Raw genomic sequence first — 17,706 nt, forward strand, 5'->3', positions numbered from 1 at the left:
TGTGCTTACCTCTGTTCCATACTCTGCCTTTACTCATTTCGCATCTCCATCTATTTAGAATTCTTTGTTTATTATGCTTTCTAACAAGTATACCCCATCTGCCGCATGCCCTACTTATGTTTATTTTCAATTAGACGACCGTTCTCTAAATAAAGAACACGATCACACAGCGGCAGTACCCGTTCGTCGTGCGTAACCATAATTCCGCTCTTACCCCGTTCCTTTGCCTCTCTGGCAATCATCCGTACGATGTCCATTCCTCTTGAGGCATCCAGACTCGCCGTCGGCTCGTCCGCCATTAGCACGGCCGGATCATTCATGAGTGCTCTTGCGATTGCGACGCGCTGACGCTCACCACCTGATAATTTGTGAGGATAAGCACTTCTACGGTGGTCTAAACCCAGCTTATGAAGCAGCTTCTTGATGCGTTCATTCGCCTTCACTTTGTTCATGTTCCCTAACTTTGCGACCAGCATCAACTGTTCTTCCACCTTCAAGTATGGAATCAAGTTGGCACTTTGAAAAATAAATCCAATCTTGTTCAGGCGTATATCGGACAGCGCCTGCTTCTGTTTACCGGCTATCGCCTCTCCATCCAGCAATACTCCACCGCTCGTAGGCTCAAGGAGTGCGCCAGCAATCGATAGAAACGTGCTCTTGCCGGATCCGGACGGTCCCATAACTGCCACAAGTTCCCCTTCCGAAACTTGCAAATTCAGGCGATCGAGTACCGTTCGCTGCATACCGCCATCCTCGAAGGTATGCGTAATATTGTCCAGGATAAGTCTGTGTCTCATGCTGCACTCCTCCCTATCGCATCCACGGCGTCAATTCTGGTTACTTTCCAAATGGAAAGCAGTGATCCGGCAAGCGACATCACAATAAACGCACCGCCAGTAAACGCCAATGTGGAGGGTTGAAGCAGAAACGGCATGCCGCCAGGCAAGAGAGCTTTAATTACTTGGATAAGCAGTATGCTGATAATTAGACTCCCTGTCGATAAAAGCAACACTTGAAGGGAAACGCTTCGCACAAGGTAAACAGTTCGTGTTCCGATCGCCTTCAAAACACCAAATTGACTACTCTTCTGGATCGTGATGACATAGAAGAACACTGCTAGGACAAAGGAAGAAATCAGAAACAAGAAGATGATCATCATCCAAAGCGAGCCCTGCTCCTCCTTGTAACCCGGAATGGCCATAACGGCTTGTGATTTGGTAACGATCTCTGAGTCCGGCAAGGTTGCAGCAAGCTGCTTTGCTTGGTGCTTATTCGCCTTTACGGCTATCGCATTATAGGTCTTGCCGTCTCCGGATTCTCCTGACTCCGTTCGCGCTGCAGTCTCCAACTGAAGCTGCTGCCAGTCGTGCTCATTCAGAAATACCGCCGGCGAATGGCTGTAAGATTCATGGCTGACAAAACCGCTAACCGTCCATTTCAAGCCTGAAGCCTGATCTACTAGAACAGTACCGAGGCCAATCCCTGAATCCTTCAGTTTGCGATCTACAAGTACACTTCCAGCCCCGCCCGATGTGATAGGCTCGCCTTCGGTCGCCTTGGGCATCAGCCAGCCCACCGGATTTATTCCAAGAAGCGTCACGTCTAGCTTCCCAGTTGTCCCCTCCGCCGTCATGGTAGTCATCTTGACGCCAAGTGGCTGCACGTTCTCTTGTCCTGTGATTAAGCCCGCTTGTATCCGTACTTGTTCGCTGAGACGTGACCGGGTGAAGCGATGATTCGAATCCTTCTCCATAATAAAATGTGTAGCGTCCATATTTTGAATCGATGCCGCGTTATCATAGGCGAGCCCTCTCGCAAGCCCGGTAACGAACAGAACCAGGAACGTGACAAGCAGCATAATAATCGCGATTAGCGAATAACGGACTTTAGCGAACCTCATTTCTCGAATGGCCAGATACATGTTGCTTCCCTCCTCTTGGATGTCTCCAGTTTAGGAAGCGAATATAAATGGCGCATAAATAACAAATTACAATTTGGGAATCGTCACCGTAAAGCTGGTGCCTGCCCCTTGTATGCTGCTCACTTCGATAGTTCCCTCGTGCAGCTGCACAATCCTCTTCACAATGGCCAGACCCAAGCCTGTTCGACCCGAAGTACGTTCCCGAGCGCGATCGACACGGTAGAACCGATCGAATAGAAAGGGTAAATGCTCGGAAGCAATCCCTTCTCCATTATCCGAAATAACCACATGGATATGCGACTGCATTTCCTCAGCACGCACTTCGATGCTTCGGCCCAATGGAATATGGTTTACCGCATTACTCAGCAAATTTGTCCATACTTGCATCAGAAGCACTTCATCGCCATAAACCGAAATGGATTCCGGAACGGATAGCTTTAGTAATAATTCCTTCCCATCCAGCTGCCATTGCAACATTTCCACGCCTTGACGGATATGTCGGCGTAAGGAGAAGTGCTTCTTGTTCAGCGCCTCTTCTCCTTGTTCTAGCGTAGAGAGCAGCAACAGCTGTTTGCTCAGCATGGAGAGGTGGCGGCTTTCAGCCTCAACAATGGAAGCGTATTGTTGGCGTTCTTCTTCCGGCAAATCCCCTTGCGCTAATACCTTAGCAAATCCTTGGATGGAGGTAAGCGGCGATTGGATTTCATGCGATACATTAGATACAAATTGCTGGCGTGCCAGATCGACCCGCTCCAGTTCCCGGCTCATCGTCATAAAATGCTCAGCTAGCTGACCAATTTCATCACGTCTTCCCGTCGTTAGACGAAGATTGTAGTTTCCTTGTGCAAGACGTTTGGTCGCTTCGGTTAACCTCGTAATTGGATTGACAATATAGCGAGTGCTCGCCAAGAAGAATAATAGGCTGATGATGATGGTCAGCAATCCGACTAAGGCAAAGAAGGTACGAAGCTCTCCGAACTGCAGCAGTACATCCGGTCGCATGAACAGAGCGTAAGTCTTTCCCGATGCTTGTATGGGCACGCCTACCGTATTGCTTAAGCGGTTATCGAAGAAGCCCGTGATGAACGGCTTATTTGGAAACTGCGCCACACCGTGGTAGATTCCGCCTCCAAGAACGATCCTGATGTCTTGCTTGTCTAGATTCTGCTCCCGGAAGGTTCTCCCATAAAAACGAGACTCTTCTTGCCCATCCGTCACATAGATCTCGTACCCTAAAGCGGCCGCATTACCAAGATATCGCTCCATATCCTCCGGATCAGATTCAATAAAGTTTTTCATATGCTCGGCAATGGATACAAGCTTCTCATCGTTAAATGGTTTGAGCTTTATATGGTAATAAATATTAGAAGCGATGAATCCCAACATACTGCTGGCCAAGATAACAGCTATTATAATCAGAAACACGCGAGAGTACAGACTTTTCATTTGGCTCTCACCACAATTTTGTAGCCGATGCCTCGAACCGTCTGAATAACAAAATCATCCGCGTAATCGGCAAAACGCTGGCGTAGCCTGTTGATATGTACATTAACCGTATTGTCGTCACCTTCGTAATCCTGGCCCCATACGAGACGGATCAACTCGTCACGGGAAAATAGACGCCCTGGGTAATGGGCCAGCTGGGCCAGCAGCTCAAATTCTTTCATCGGCAGCAAAATAATAGATTGACCGTCGTTCACTTCCACGTTTTTGCGATCTATGGTAATACGATGCATTCGAATAATGTCATTCGCCGCCCGGTTATAGCGGCGGAACAGCGCTTTAACCCGGAAGAGCAGCTCTTCCGGCTCGAATGGCTTGGTCACGTAGTCATCCGTTCCTTTTAGATAGCCTCGTTCTTTATCTGATAGCTGGTCCTTGGCAGTGAGCAAAATAATCGGGATGTCGTAATGCTGTCGAATATGCTCACACAACTCAAACCCGTCCATATGCGGCATCATCACATCTATGATAGCGATATTTATCGTTGAACGTTCCATAACCTCTACCGCCTCGGCCCCGTCGCGAGCTTCATGCACGCTATATCCTTCACGGGTCATGACGTAACGCACCAGCGCTCTAATATTTGGATCATCGTCTGCCAGCAGCAGGTGGTTCAACGTGATAACCTCCCATTTCAAAAAAATTCGCCCTATTTGTGGTACGGTTCAGCTTAACGGGTCTATCGGCGAATATTCCAGCTTACATCCATCGATCTCCGCGCTTCTTCACATAGTTTGCAAACACGAAGCGCCAAGGGATTATGAATGGAAATATGACAACCAATAAGCAGGCAATGACCGTCTCCATAGTTGTGTCGTCCATCTGACCGGAAGTCCAAATCGGTAACGCAACGACGATCAGCCAAACCGACTTCCAAGCCAATTCCCACAGGAGTACGGGGAGCATTTGCAACGGATACCTCAGCCCCAATATGCACAGCACCCAGAAGGCGACGAGCATGCATTGCACGACACCCTCCATCAGTTCCCACGATTGCGATCGGTCAAAGACGTTAGGCAACACCGTGATGCCAAGCCCTACGACGACAAGAAGGTAAAGCCCCCTGAGCAGATTAAGACGCAATAACGAGACTCCGCCTGCAATTTTTTTTTGACCATCTTCCATCATTTTCATCATTCCCTTTCCTCTAGATGATAAGCCTTCTTCATCCAATCCCCGAGACGAAGACCCTCTGATTCATGCAGCTCCTCCACTTCGGCCATTTTAAGCAAGGAACCGTCCTTAAGCGCGATGAACCCGTCTATCACCGTTTCAACTTCCGCAATCTCATGGCTTGTAAGGATCAAGGTTTGAGCGCTGAGGTCCACATATGAAATCATTCCTTTAACGATCGTCTCTCGCACCATAGGATCAAGACCAGACAACGGTTCGTCCAATAGAATGTAGGGGACCTCCCTAGCCAAAGCGAGCACGATTTGCAATCTGCCGAGATTTCCTTTCGATAACGCCTTGATTTTCATGTTAGAATCCAGCTTCATAAGGTGTAAAATTTCATCCGCTTTAGCCAGATTAAAGTCCGGAAATTGCGAAGCCTGAAACGCAATTGCTTCTCTAACCGTGAAGATTGGATACAAGACGGCTATCTCGGGGGAGTAAGAAACGGTTTTGCCGGATTTTCGGTTAGCCTTCTCTCCGTTTATGGTCACTCGACCGCTAGTGGGAAGCGAAAGTCCAGCCATTAACTTCAATAACGTCGACTTGCCGCTGCCGTTCCCGCCTACGACGCCAATGATTTTACCCATAGGTACCGATACAGAAATGTCCTTAAGTGCGACCTGCTTCCTATGTAGTTTGGAAACGTTCGTCAATTCAATCACTTCACTTGTCTCCTTTTTCAATGTCGCTCAAATATTCTTGCAGTCCCGATAGGATCTCTGCTGCGTCATAGCCCATTTCTTGCATGATGTGGACGAACTGTTCGATCTGTTCATGCTTCAGCTTTTCGCGCTGACCTACCAAGCGATCTTGTTGTTCCGTAACGAACGTTCCTTGCCCTCTCCTGGTTTCCAAAACACCTTCGCGCTCCAACTCACTGTACGCACGTTGAACAGTATTGGGGTTCATACTGTATTTGACTCCCATATCGCGGACAGAAGGCAGCTTCTCGCCCGGTTTCAGTTCCTTGCTAATGATCTGTCGCTGTATCCGTTCCGCCAATTGTAAATAGATCGGCTTTGACGCATTAAATTCATCCATCGTTATACCTCAACTTTGTTATCCACGAGCCACGCGGTTAGTATGAATAATCCTGCGATAATAACGACATCAAATAGATACTCTCCTACGTAGGTTTGTAGGGGATCCTTAAATATCTCAGGTAACTTATAGGTAATGCTTCCCCATTCCGTAATGGACCTATATGGCGCGGAAGAGGTGAACCAGGCAAATATCCCTCCAGATAAGATGGCCGCGGCGGCAACAGCTGCCCGACTCCATCTTCCTAACTTCAATCTGAGGTACTGGTATGAAGCCCAAAGTCCCATCATCCAAGCGCAAATCGCAATGGATATCCAAATAATGTGGACGAAGACGAACGTTGCCAATTTCCAAGCATCCGTCCAATAGGGTTCAATTAAGTCAAAATTGGGGATGATCAGCGCTCCGGACAACGCATATAACATGCCAAGCGAAATGACAATCATCATCATACCGTTCGCGATCTTACTCATGAGCAATTTAGCGGCCGGTTGAGGATTGCTCAACCATAAAAGCAAATGATTGCTCTCCCGCTTCAAACTGAAAAATACTACAATCGGTACGTAAACGGCATGAAGAGCGACAACAATCGCCAATGGCACGAACATAAGCAACGTATCGCCCGCTACCCTCCCCAAATAGAGCGTCAACAGAGCCATCAATACGTTGATGACGAGTCCGATGAAGAACACGGTTCTTGATAACTTGAAATCCTTAATTAATAAAGCCGACCATTGCCTCATAATCGATTCACCCTTTATGAAATGTAATGAATAATTGTATTAATGTAATAGTACACCAAGACATTAATACATGTAAATAGGCAATTAAAAAAGCAAACAAGGTTACCCTCCTTTGCCTTCACATTTATATGCATCCTTTCAGGTCAAATCTCCGTGGTTGAACCAGCATAAACGCCAGATTTCAACATCCATGCAGCTTTTTCGGATTTCGCCCTACTTGTGGTACGGCTCTCCGCGCTGTCTGTAACGGCAAGTTGTAACAAGGAAGACTACATTAAGTCCGCCCCAAGGGGACGTATTCGTATCCGTTAGCGTACTCTTTCCCCCTCATAAGCTTGAGCATCATGCGTCCGAGTCCCTCGGGCACGAGCACAACGGGAGAACCTTTTATTTTCTTCAAAGAACCGGTGTGCAGATGATCATAGTGCGATTGGGATAATTAAATCACGTCGACCGGCGGGATCTCGTCCAAGGCGCATAGCGCAATTAAAAAAAGCCTTATGCACGTTGCGGTATTCGCATCATGCATTAAGGCGTTTAATTATCTATTTTCCAATGTCGTAGCAACCTTTTTATTGGAAGAAAACCAACAGATCGATAGCACGACGAATATGAGAATGCCAAGCGAGAGGAACAAACCGTTAGCCGCCTTCAAGTCGGCTGCCTCCATTGAGAGATGCCCCGTAGCAACGGAAACGTCTCTACAAGCGACAAAGGTCAATAAACAAACGACGATCGCTACGGAAGAGGCGAGTTGTTCGATCAAATCGTTCAATACGGATCCCTCTACCAGACTATCCTCAGGCAAAGCTCCCATTCCGGCGGTAGTGGCGGGAATACTTGAAAGCCCGAACCCCGCTCCGCGTACCGCCATTAACAAGGTCACATACCAGAATGGAGAGTCCGGAGTTAGACATCCGAGCAGTAGCGTCGTTACCCCCGTTATACCCAAGCCCCAGGCAACTACCCCCCGCGCACCTCTACGGTCTAGAAATTTTCCTCCGATCAACATGAATATTCCGGTCATAACCGCATCGGGAATAAACAATATACCGGTATACGTCGCGCTGTAATGATACGCATTCTGAATAACGATCGGGATTAAGAAGAACGACATATAGTAGCCCACGGCAATCAAAGTGGTCACCGCGGTTCCGATCCGAAACTCCCGGATTCTCAGCAAGGTCAAATTCAATAAAGAATACGAACCCTTTCGCCTGCCCACTATAAAAAGAAATAGGCTGGCTATTCCCGCTCCCAGTATCCCCCAATGAAGCCCGTTCATAACCCCTTCAATCGTATTCATAGCCCCAAGCGCATATAAAGACAATCCGATACCGACTGCTATCAATACATACCCCTTTGCATCGAAAGGAGATGATCGTCCAGCTTCGGAAGCAGAAGGCTTAATGAACAATATCGCCATTATCAATCCAATCAATCCCATAGGAAGGTTGATCAAGAACAACTGCTCCGGCTTCCCATGATCGGTAATCAATCCTCCCAAAGTGGGACCGATTGTCGGGGCTAGCATGCTTACTACGCCCCAGATTCCGGTTGCCCTCCCTCTTTCTTCAACGGAGACAGCCGAAAAAATAATCGTAATCGATAAAGGAGTCAAAAGTCCCGCGCCGAATCCCTGCAATCCTCGGCAAGCGATAAGCGCCGCTAGATTCCCAGCCGTCGCCGCTGCGGCGGAACCGATTAGAAAAAGAACCAGGCCGGTCAAATACGTCTTCTTGGAACCGAAACGTCTGCTGAAAAAACCGGTTAGCGGAAGAGTAAGGCCCATTACGAGCACATAGATGTTAATCAACCAACTGATGCTTAATTCATCAACCTTATACTGCTCGGCAAAAGCCGGCAAGGCCGGATTAAGCAGGCTTGTATTTAATATTACCGTAAACGTTCCGAGCAATACGGCCAGAATAACCAGCCGTTTCTGCGTTTCTTGTTTCATGTTTTCTCCTCCAGGCGGAACCTCAAGGAAAAAAGCGAATCCACAAAAACGTTCTACTTCAACGTGAAGGTCAATGTAGAATTATGCTATTCGCCTGAGGCCCATCAAATTCAAATTCGTCGAATGGGTTTGCTCTGGCGTATAGATGATGAGCGGGTTCATAGACCGGGTCACTTCCTCTCTAAAGAGATTATAGGTAGCGTTTATTCATAAGTCCAGAGTGAAATTCTCTTAAAAAGCTCTAAACTTCCCATTCTCCCCGTAACTCCTCGTACAGCCAAATCAGGTCGTTCGGCGCAATTAATTCGCGAGCGACCGCCTTTTTCGATTTGGCCTCCATTCCCTTCACCAATATATTTACACAGGCACAAGAGATACTCTGGTTGAAATCGTATTTTGTCTTTTACGAAGAAGAGCAATATGTAATTCTCCAAGATATGAAATACATGAATATGCTGAGAGAGTTCGCTTGGGGGTTGCTTCATAGCGGGCTTAACCAAGATAGCGTTAACCACAACTTCGAATACTATCGGCATGCGGAACATGTAATCGAAAGACTGCAATAAGGATTTAATTATTTATAGAATTCAAAACAACTCAAAAAACTTGCCGTTATTTGTGATACGGTTCCCCCCGGTTGATCTTCACCGCCCGGTACACCTGCTCCAGCAGCACCAACCGCATGAGCTGGTGCGGCAAGGTCATGCGCCCGAAGCTGAGCTTCTGCTGGGCGCGCTTCAGCACGGCGGGCGCGAGGCCGTTGCTCCCGCCAATAACAAAAGCCACGTGGCTCCGCCCATACGTGGCTAAATGATCGAGCTGGCCGGCGAGGTCCTCGCTCGACCATAGCTCCCCGTCCAGCGCCAGCGCGACAACATGCGCGTCTGGCTTAATAACCGCGAGCAAGCGCTCACCCTCGCGCTCGCGAACAATGGCTTCCTCGGCGGCGCTCATCGTCTCGGGCGCCCGCTCGTCCGCTACTTCCGTGAGCGTGAGCTTCACGTACGGGCCAAGACGCTTCGCGTATTCGGCGATGCCGAGCACGAGATATTTTTCCTTCAGCTTTCCGACAGCAGCGATTTGAATATGCACCGGCTACACCACCAAATACTCGGCAATGTGATCGCACAGCTCACAAGTGGCTGGCGCTTCCCATTCCGTGAACTTCGTCGTCACCAAATCCACGATATCCGGTGCATCCTCGTATTCATCCACAAATTTATCAATCGCCAGCTCCACATGCTCTTTACACACACAATACATCTGCCAGATCCCCCAATTGTAGTCTGTATCCTATTATGCCATTGCCCTATACTCGGTTAATGCCTTGTTCTTTCCCTATTCTCGGTTCGTGCCTTGTTCATGCCTTGTTCTTTCCCGATTCTCCGCCTAATGCTCGGTTTTTGCCCCATATCCACGCAAAGAGATCAGCCCGTCGTAACGCAAGCCCGCACTTCCGAGCTTGCACGAGCTGATCCGCTTCGCGACTATACCGTTATTCTTCCGTCTTCTCCGCCAGCTTAAACGTTGTCGTTTGCTTCTTACCGTCTCGGTAGAAGGTCACTTCAATGTTATCGCCGATCGTCTTCTTGCCGTACAAATATTTACGCAGCTCCATCGTGCTGCTGATCGACTCATTGTCCAGCTTCACGATGACATCGTTGAACGCAAGACCCGCTTCCTCCGCCGGACCGACCGCTTGCAGAACAATAACGCCCTGCTTCACATCGTCCGGAAGCTTCAGATCGCCTTGCGGCAGCATCACGCCTTCGTCTTCTCCGCCCACAGCAGCACCATCGCCGGACTCAGAACCTTCCGTAGACGGCTCCTGATCCGCGCCGCCTGCACTGTCATCAGCATCGCCATTACCCTGAGCTACAGCCGACTGCTGTGCCATGTACAAGCCCAGATCCATCGTATATACGCCTAAGTAAGGACGCTTCACTTTGCCATACTCCAGTAAGCTTTGCACAATCGGCATCGCAATATGCGAAGGAATCGCAAAACCGACGCCTTCCACACCGTACTCCGCAATCTTCATGCTGTTGATGCCGACTACGTTGCCGTCCAGATCAATCAATGGACCGCCACTGTTGCCCTGATTAATGGACGCGTCAATTTGAATAACTTCCTGTTCCCAGTCATAGTTGCCGTCTTGGCTGAGCGACACCGGAATAATCCGTTTCGTCTTGCTCACAATGCCCATCGTCAATGAATCGCTGAGTCCAAGCGGATTTCCAATTGCCATGACCCATTGACCGGCGCGCAAGCCTTCGGATTCCCCGAACTCCGCTACCGTATCAATGCCGTCCGCATCAATCTCCAGCACAGCCAGATCCGTAATCGCATCGGTACCGACAACCTTCGCATCCCGCGTTTCGCCATTGCTCAGCACGGCTTTTACCGCAACCGCATCTTCAATAACGTGATTGTTCGTAATGATATGCGCCTTGCCTTTGACCTTCTCGAAAATAAACCCAGAGCCCAGTGCTGCTTGCTGCAGTTGAGCAGAGCCATCTCCGCCGTCAGTCCCTGCCGCATCATTGCCGTCTGAAGTACCGCCGGGCGCATCGCTTTCAGGCTGAGCCTGCTCATTAATAATACTAACGACAGCCGGCCGCATCTTCGCCGCAGCCGAGATCGTCTTCTCAAGCGGATCATTGCTCATGCCCACATTAGTCACGCCTGCTACCGCCGATATCGAACCTTCACTGCGATCAAAGCCCGTAAACAAACCAAATACCAGCACCGCAGCCAGTGCACTAACCACCGAAGAAGCTACGGCCACACGCACAGGCGTCCAACGGATGCCGCTCCCACGCTTGCTAAACGAAACGTCACGGCTCGTAGACCGAATTCGACGCGATACACGTGTTGAATAGAAATCATCATCAAACAAGCTCATCTATAATCGCTCCTCTCGATGTCATCCTGACATCAAGACCATTATTTTACGAATCTAGGAATGATATCGGTAGAACGGTCTACAATAATAATAGAACAAGGTGAAACGGCTGCTGCCGTCCGTTAATTGTTAATAAACGAATAGATGAAGGAGCGAATCTCATGAAATCCAGAAGTTCCTCAGCCCTTGACCATCTCAATCTGGTAGCCAAGCTTGCCGACCTCAAAGAAGATCATTACCGCACCCTGCTTACCCTCAGTGCGATGACAGAACTGCTCATGGATAAAGGCATACTCACCCAAGACGAACTTGAACGCAAAATCACTTCGCTCGATTCCGAGCTGGACGAGCTTATCGTCGGCGCACTTCATCCCATGCCGTAGGCCGGTCATGGTACGTCTCACGCAGCGGATGTTCATCCCGTTTGAAGAAGAAGCCGTTGTTCTCCAAGATGCCGTTTACCGTCAGCTTAGCCAGGTCCATCAAATTATGGTCCAAGCTCAGATGCGCCAGATAAACCCGCTTCGTTCGATCCGTCATCAGCTGACATAACGCTTCTCCGGCCGCTTCATTGGACAAATGCCCGATATCGCTTAGGATCCGCCGCTTAATGTTCCACGGGTAACGCCCCATCCGCAGCATGTTGACATCATGGTTCGACTCTAGCACTAGCACATCGGAATCTTCTATCATCCGTCTTACCTTATCGCTGACATAGCCAAGGTCTGTTGCCAGACTCAGCTTGACATCATCATCTTGGAAAACATACCCGACCGGCTCGGCCGCATCATGCGAAATCGCATACGATGTCGTCCGCATTGCGCCGAACTTCGCGGTTTCACCTGTTTCCATAATGACACGCTGTTCGCTTGTTATGGTACCGACATGGCGCTCAAGTGCCCCCCATGTCGCTTCATTCGCATAGATTGGCACATTGTGCTTCCTAGCAAATGCACCAAGCCCTTTTATATGATCGGAATGCTCATGCGTAACGAGAATCGCATCAATTTCATGACCGGCGACACCCCGCTCCCGCATGAGCTCCTCGAGCTTCTTCGCACTTAAACCTGCATCAATAAGCACGGTAGCATCTTCGCACTGCACAATCGTGGCATTTCCTGTCGAACCGCTCCCAAGTACCGTAAATCGAAGTCCCATACTTCTTCTAAACCTGCCCTTTCCCCTGCTCCCCAAACCCGCCGAAGTTTCGACGAGGCACTGCGAAACCCCACTTATTCCGTCACAACTTCCCCACTGATCGCATTCATGTAGTACTGTCCGCCATCTTCCAGCAGCACGCGCCAAGTCGGCGCCGAAACCTGTGTATTGGAGTCAAAAATCTGTCCGTGATAGCCCAGCTTGATCTCCCCAATGACGGCCCCGTTCTGCAGCTGATTCTCAATTAAGCTTGTCACCACTTTAGTGGCCGACAAAACCGACTGTGAAGTCGAATTCTGTGGCGGCAGCAGCTCGACAAGGTCCTGCCTGTAAGCCGTAATCTTCTGGTTCCTGTAGTCGTAATAGAGCTCAAGCTTAGCATCGAACATGGGTCGCCCTTCAACCATCCTGTACAAAATAAACTCATCCTCATGAACCGTTCCAAGCGCATAATTCTCAAGCTCCGGAATGATGCCTCCCAGGCTCGCTTGCAGCTCTTTCTCCTCGAAGACGACTTTACTGTCCACCGGTTTCTTCAGTTCATGACGCTCGCCTTTACCGAGCTTTGTTTGGATCTGGTACGTCAAATCCCGCAGTTCAGGTGTCTCCGACGGGATACTTGTGGCAAGCTTAATCTTCTTCTCTTCCATAAGAGCCTGCGTTTCCTGCCGCAAATCACTCACATCCGCGCTCGTTCGCAGCCCTTCCCGGATGTTGGACCAGAGCTGGTACCCAAGCACGAGATTCAGCAGCAAAAATGCAAAAATCAACACACTTTTCGCCCTGCCCCAGTCCATTCCTTCATCTCCTTCAACTACGATCCTAATACGCTCTCGATATGATCTTAGCCTCGCTTAGGGGTTCTCCGCAGAACTGCCGACATTACTGCCGCCAATACTCGCATTCCCTCCGCCGCTAGCCTTATTATCTGCAGCACCCGGCATTCCTGCTATATCATCATGCGCTGGGACGGCGCTGCCGCTTCCTGCACTTGCGTCCGTGACTTCACCGGCAGCACCCGCTCCCACTTCACTTCCATCTTGTCCATCGCTTGCTTTCGTGCCTTCAAGACTGATTAAGCTGCTGATATGTCCGGATAATGGTCCGTCACTCAGTTGTGCAATACCGCTCGAAGCGGCATTATCAACCGGTTCATCCAATCTGCCGCTGGCACCGCCGGCATTGCTCGTCTTCTGTAGCGGCGCACCGCCCGGCTCACCGGGCTTCGGCTTGTAACCGCCGGGAATCGCTTGAAGCAGGTTCTCTTGGGTGCCGTCTACGAGACGGACAGCCCAGATAGGTTCCAGCTTCATCACATTCTTCTCGGTTGATATAGCCAGCAGCGCAGGGTAGATCGCAGTCACTTCCAATCTGCGTTTGTAGTTCTTAAACGCATTCTCCAGCATATCGCCGCCCGGCAGCCAGCGGATATCCCGCTGTTGCGCTTTCTTCTGCAGAGTGAGCAGTGAGCGTTCATACTCCGAAACGACACCTTGCTGCAACCGCAGCCTCATGCTGCCGAACATGAACGGCTCCTGTGGGATAATCGGATACGAGCCGTAATACTGCTGGAATCGCAGCACCTGTACACTCTCGAATGTGCCCGCATGCGTGAAGCGATGCATACCATCCCAGCCGCCATGCTTGTTAATGAACTGAATGGCCGCATATACGTTCTGACTCTCGTTATCGTCTTGACCTTGCACCGATACGGGGTCCGTAAAGCTAATCCATCGTCCATTCTGTTCCACCTGCAGCCCGCGTTTGCCATCTGTATAGATCTGCGACCCGCCTTGGTCACTGATTACCCGCGTAACGCCGGGATCAACGAACAAATACCGCTGCATTTGCTCCGGTGAATACGTTTCATAGCCCACGATCTGCTGCATCGACTCCACAGGTCCATCCGGCGTATAGAGATCATCGCCGACTTTCCTGTAGTTCGTCTGATACTCGCCGTAACCGACATACATCTGTACGTCTTGTGCCGTTAAATCCGCTTTCACCGACTCATAGACGGTCAAGTTATCGCTGCTGAAGAAATACGTTCGGATTTCATCCCGATCACTGCTTTTATAAATCCAGATCCGGTTGACGACATCATCCATAAATGTCGCATCGCCTTCCAGCTTCAATACTTTGCTTAACAGCTCAACGGGAACGCCGCGCCCGAACCGCAGTTCAAGCCCCTCATCGCGATTGCGGATTTCATCCCAATCGACAACGACAGCCGCGCTCCGCTGGAAGCCTTTAAACTCACGGCTTTTGATCTTGCCGAAGATCAAGTTATAGAAATTCGAGGCCGGGTACAGAAGCGTATGTTTCCCTTTGCCCAGATGCAGCACCATGTCTTCCGGAAAAATAACGTTCTCGATCTTCTCCTCTTGCCCCATAGGCTCGGCCGGCACGTAATCCTGCTGCGGCGAAGTGGTTACACCGAGGCCGGGCATGCTGTATGCAAGCATATAACTTTGAATCAGACTGAGAATAACGAGCGCTGTGAGCAACGCGGTCTTCAGCTTGTCCATCATGCGCTCTCACCTCCGCCGGCCTGCACAGGCAGGATGACCGTTACCGTCGTGCCTTCATTAAGCTCAGAATCAAGCGCAATGGAGCCGCCATGTGCCTTCACAATTTCCCGGGCAATGGACAAGCCCAGACCGGTACCGCCCATGTTGCGCGAGCGGGCTTTGTCGACCCGATAGAACCGATCGAAGATTCGGCCAAGATCCCGTTTCGGGATACCGATTCCCGTATCCTTCACGCTAATTGCAATAGATGCCGGCTCAAGTCGGCGTGCCATAATTTCAATGCGTCCACCGTCGAGCGTATATTTAATCGCGTTTGAAACGAGATTATCAAGCACTTGATCGATCTGGTCACGATCGAGCCAGATGGACGTGATCGCATCTTCTACGCGAACCGACGCCTTAATCGTCTTCTTCCGCAGCTGGAAGGAGAAACGGTCAGCCACTTCCTCCAGCATATCCGGCACATTCGTCTGCTGCCGCCGCAAGGGAGCTTGATTGGAATCCAGCCGCGAGAGATGCAGCAGGTCCGTTACGAGCCGAATCATCCGCTCTGTCTCATTCCGGATAACGCCGACGAATCGCTGACCAAGCTCTCGCTCATCCATCGCGCCATCGTCAAGCGCCTCCGCATAACTCTTGATTGTCGTGAGCGGTGTTCGCAGCTCATGCGATACATTCGCTACGAACTCGCGCCGCGATTGCTCAAGCCGTTCCTGCTCCGTGACATCCTGCAGCACCGCAATCGTACCGCTTATGCCTTGATCTCGGCGATGAATCGGCGTCAGCGTCACACGCATCAGCTCTTCCTCGTCGCCTTCGGTCTCCAGATGATAGAGAATAGCCGACGGCTCATTCCCCTTCTGCAATCCCGTAAGCTGCGCTTCGTCCATACCGAACAAGTCGGTCAGGCGAATGCCTTCGCAATCATCCCGGCGCAGCATTTCCTGAGCTCGCCGATTCGTGATAATAACAATACCGCGTTCATCGGCGGCCACAACCCCGTCGCTCATATTGGCCAGAATCGAAGAAATCTTCTCTTTCTCTTCTTCCGTTGCCGATAGCGCATCGCGTAAGCGCATCGTCATATCGTTAAACACTTCGCTTAATCGGCCGATCTCGTCATTGCCGAGTACAGGTACCTGCTGATCGAACCGACCTTCCGCAACTGCCGCAGCCTGGCGGGTCAGTGCTTTAATCGGATTCGTAATCGTATGGGCGAGCAGAATGCCGAGTACGCCTGTCAATCCAAGCGCGAAGAGCATCCCGGACATGAAGATGCGGTTAATCCGGTCAACCGTCGAATAGAGCTCTTTCATCGAAGCGACCAGATAAATCGCGCCTACCGTTTTCTCCCCGTCTACAATCGGCTTGGCAATAATTTTCTTGCGCAAACCATCCTCATCGATAATTTCCTCTTCGTTATCGCGAATCCCCTGCAGCGCCCGGCTGACAGCAAGCGACGTATTCTTCTTGCCGATATAGGACTGATGCGACTGCATGGAGGTGGCCAGCACCTTCCCGCTCGCATCTAAGATTTGAATTTCAGCTTCGCTAATGCTGAACAAGCTGCTAACAAGCACCCTGAGATACTCCTCAGTCGAGTTCTCTTCGGAGCTGCCTGTTTTGTCCAACCGATTGGACAGCGTTTGCGCCGATAATTTCGAGAGCAGATTCGCCTGCTCGTTCATGTTATTCGTAAATGTCGATGTCAGCGAGGTCTTCATCGTGCTGATAAAATAAACACCGATCAGCTGCATGGCTATGAGAATCAGCAGCACATAAATAATAATCAGTTTAACTTGAATGGTTCGGAAAAACCGTATCCCGTTCATCCGTACCCGAACCCTCCGGATTTCGGATTACGCATCAAGTAACCGAGTCCACGTCGGGTCAAAATATATTCCGGCCGGCTCGGATCATCCTCGATCTTCTCCCGAAGTCTCCGAATCGTAACATCCACGGTACGGACATCGCCGAAATACTCAAATCCCCATACCGCCTGCAGCAAATGCTCGCGCGTCATCACCTTCCCGCAGTTGCGGGCCAAATAATAAACGAGCTCGTACTCGCGATGTGTCAGATCGAGCGGTTCATTGTCTTTATAGACGACATACATATCGGTATCGATAAACAAGTTGAAAATCCCCAGCCCCTGCTTGTCCTCAGCAGCAGCCGAAGCGCCGTTACCTGCCGCAGCAGCCGCAGATGAAGAAGCATCATTCTTCTGACGCCGCAAATGCGCTTTCACTCGGGCAAGCAGCTCACGTGTACTGAACGGCTTCGTTACATAATCGTCCGCCCCAAGCTCAAGGCCAAGCACCTTATCCAGCTCGGTATCTTTGGCTGTCAGCATAATGATCGGCGTTTGCAGACGCGCGCGCACTTCTCGGCACACGTCCATGCCATCCTTTACGGGCAGCATCAAATCAAGCAATATTAAATCCGGCAGCTCTTCGAACGCGAGCCTTACCGCTTCACCACCGTCGAAGGCGCAAATGACTTGATAGCCTTCCTTCTCGAGGTTGAATTTTATAATGTCCGCAATCGGTTGTTCATCATCAACGACTAATATTTTTCCGTGCATCGCTACACCGCCTGTCGCTTAGCAATCTCCTTCTATTCTACCATAGGAACTGTCTTAGTTCCCAATGAAAGTTCCCTCATATGAGGGGAGAATTGGTCGATTTTCCGCGGATTTTGTGACTTTCCTCTGAACGCAAAAACACTGCCGGACCATAAAGGCCGAGCAGTGTTTCGTATGGTCTGCG

Annotated in this window: 18 protein-coding genes; 1 reads left to right on the forward strand and 17 read right to left on the reverse strand. The window is 50.1% G+C overall.

What is annotated here, in order from left to right:
* Positions 1-110: 110 nt before the first annotated feature.
* From AC0YN4_RS25645 to AC0YN4_RS25700, 12 genes are all read right to left on the reverse strand, one after another.
* Positions 111-797 carry an ABC transporter ATP-binding protein gene (locus tag AC0YN4_RS25645; RefSeq protein ID WP_475783279.1) on the reverse strand — a complete coding sequence of 229 codons (687 nt, stop codon included), beginning with the start codon at positions 795-797 and terminating at the stop codon, positions 111-113.
* Positions 794-1,921 carry an ABC transporter permease gene (locus AC0YN4_RS25650; RefSeq protein ID WP_475837126.1) on the reverse strand — a complete coding sequence of 376 codons (1,128 nt, stop codon included), beginning with the start codon at positions 1,919-1,921 and terminating at the stop codon, positions 794-796. The genes AC0YN4_RS25645 and AC0YN4_RS25650 overlap by 4 nt, the downstream gene beginning before the upstream one ends.
* Before the next feature lie 66 nt (positions 1,922-1,987).
* Positions 1,988-3,367 carry a sensor histidine kinase gene (locus AC0YN4_RS25655; RefSeq protein WP_475837127.1) on the reverse strand — a complete coding sequence of 460 codons (1,380 nt, stop codon included), beginning with the start codon at positions 3,365-3,367 and terminating at the stop codon, positions 1,988-1,990.
* Positions 3,364-4,047 carry a response regulator transcription factor gene (locus AC0YN4_RS25660; RefSeq protein ID WP_475837154.1) on the reverse strand — a complete coding sequence of 228 codons (684 nt, stop codon included), beginning with the start codon at positions 4,045-4,047 and terminating at the stop codon, positions 3,364-3,366. Before AC0YN4_RS25660 ends, AC0YN4_RS25655 begins: the two co-directional genes overlap by 4 nt.
* 76 nt (positions 4,048-4,123) lie before the next feature.
* Complete coding sequence (locus AC0YN4_RS25665; RefSeq protein ID WP_475837128.1) at positions 4,124-4,561, reverse strand: hypothetical protein; 438 nt, start codon at positions 4,559-4,561, stop codon at positions 4,124-4,126.
* The gene (locus AC0YN4_RS25670) at positions 4,558-5,262 is read right to left on the reverse strand and encodes an ATP-binding cassette domain-containing protein (RefSeq protein ID WP_475837129.1); all 705 of its coding nucleotides are present in this window, start codon (positions 5,260-5,262) and stop codon (positions 4,558-4,560) included. Before AC0YN4_RS25670 ends, AC0YN4_RS25665 begins: the two co-directional genes overlap by 4 nt.
* Position 5,263: 1 nt before the next feature.
* A complete protein-coding gene (locus tag AC0YN4_RS25675; protein WP_475837130.1) occupies positions 5,264-5,641 on the reverse strand; it encodes a GntR family transcriptional regulator in 378 nt (125 codons plus the stop codon).
* A gap of 2 nt (positions 5,642-5,643) precedes the next feature.
* Complete coding sequence (locus tag AC0YN4_RS25680) at positions 5,644-6,384, reverse strand: hypothetical protein (RefSeq protein ID WP_475837131.1); 741 nt, start codon at positions 6,382-6,384, stop codon at positions 5,644-5,646.
* A gap of 541 nt (positions 6,385-6,925) precedes the next feature.
* Positions 6,926-8,344: a DHA2 family efflux MFS transporter permease subunit gene (locus tag AC0YN4_RS25685; protein ID WP_475837132.1), complete on the reverse strand. Its 1,419-nt coding sequence runs from the start codon at positions 8,342-8,344 to the stop codon at positions 6,926-6,928.
* Between the two features lie 612 nt (positions 8,345-8,956).
* Complete coding sequence (gene rlmH, locus AC0YN4_RS25690) at positions 8,957-9,436, reverse strand: 23S rRNA (pseudouridine(1915)-N(3))-methyltransferase RlmH (protein WP_475783282.1); 480 nt, start codon at positions 9,434-9,436, stop codon at positions 8,957-8,959.
* A 3-nt stretch (positions 9,437-9,439) separates the two neighbouring features.
* Positions 9,440-9,607 carry a CxxH/CxxC protein gene (locus AC0YN4_RS25695; RefSeq protein ID WP_090980575.1) on the reverse strand — a complete coding sequence of 56 codons (168 nt, stop codon included), beginning with the start codon at positions 9,605-9,607 and terminating at the stop codon, positions 9,440-9,442.
* A 232-nt stretch (positions 9,608-9,839) separates the two neighbouring features.
* Positions 9,840-11,249 carry a S1C family serine protease gene (locus tag AC0YN4_RS25700; RefSeq protein WP_475837133.1) on the reverse strand — a complete coding sequence of 470 codons (1,410 nt, stop codon included), beginning with the start codon at positions 11,247-11,249 and terminating at the stop codon, positions 9,840-9,842.
* Between the two features lie 161 nt (positions 11,250-11,410).
* Between AC0YN4_RS25700 and AC0YN4_RS25705 the strand changes: the two genes are divergently transcribed.
* Positions 11,411-11,632: a hypothetical protein gene (locus AC0YN4_RS25705; protein ID WP_475783284.1), complete on the forward strand. Its 222-nt coding sequence runs from the start codon at positions 11,411-11,413 to the stop codon at positions 11,630-11,632.
* Here the strand turns inward: AC0YN4_RS25705 and AC0YN4_RS25710 are convergent.
* The 5 genes from AC0YN4_RS25710 to yycF form a co-directional block, all read right to left on the reverse strand.
* Positions 11,601-12,407, reverse strand: coding sequence for an MBL fold metallo-hydrolase (locus AC0YN4_RS25710; protein ID WP_475783285.1), 807 nt, complete (start codon positions 12,405-12,407; stop codon positions 11,601-11,603). The two genes, AC0YN4_RS25705 and AC0YN4_RS25710, sit on opposite strands and share 32 nt — an antisense overlap.
* Before the next feature lie 74 nt (positions 12,408-12,481).
* Entirely contained in the window at positions 12,482-13,204 is a 723-nt protein-coding gene (gene yycI, locus AC0YN4_RS25715; RefSeq protein ID WP_475783286.1) for a two-component system regulatory protein YycI, read from the reverse strand.
* Between the two features lie 57 nt (positions 13,205-13,261).
* On the reverse strand, positions 13,262-14,938 hold the full coding sequence (locus AC0YN4_RS25720; RefSeq protein WP_475837134.1) for a YycH family regulatory protein: 1,677 nt from the start codon (positions 14,936-14,938) through the stop codon (positions 13,262-13,264).
* The gene (walK, locus tag AC0YN4_RS25725) at positions 14,935-16,770 is read right to left on the reverse strand and encodes a cell wall metabolism sensor histidine kinase WalK (RefSeq protein WP_475783288.1); all 1,836 of its coding nucleotides are present in this window, start codon (positions 16,768-16,770) and stop codon (positions 14,935-14,937) included. The genes AC0YN4_RS25720 and walK overlap by 4 nt, the downstream gene beginning before the upstream one ends.
* Complete coding sequence (gene yycF, locus AC0YN4_RS25730) at positions 16,767-17,522, reverse strand: response regulator YycF (RefSeq protein ID WP_475783289.1); 756 nt, start codon at positions 17,520-17,522, stop codon at positions 16,767-16,769. Before yycF ends, walK begins: the two co-directional genes overlap by 4 nt.
* Positions 17,523-17,706 lie beyond the last annotated feature (184 nt).

The sequence above is a fragment of the Paenibacillus sp. J22R3 genome (genome assembly GCF_056269305.1).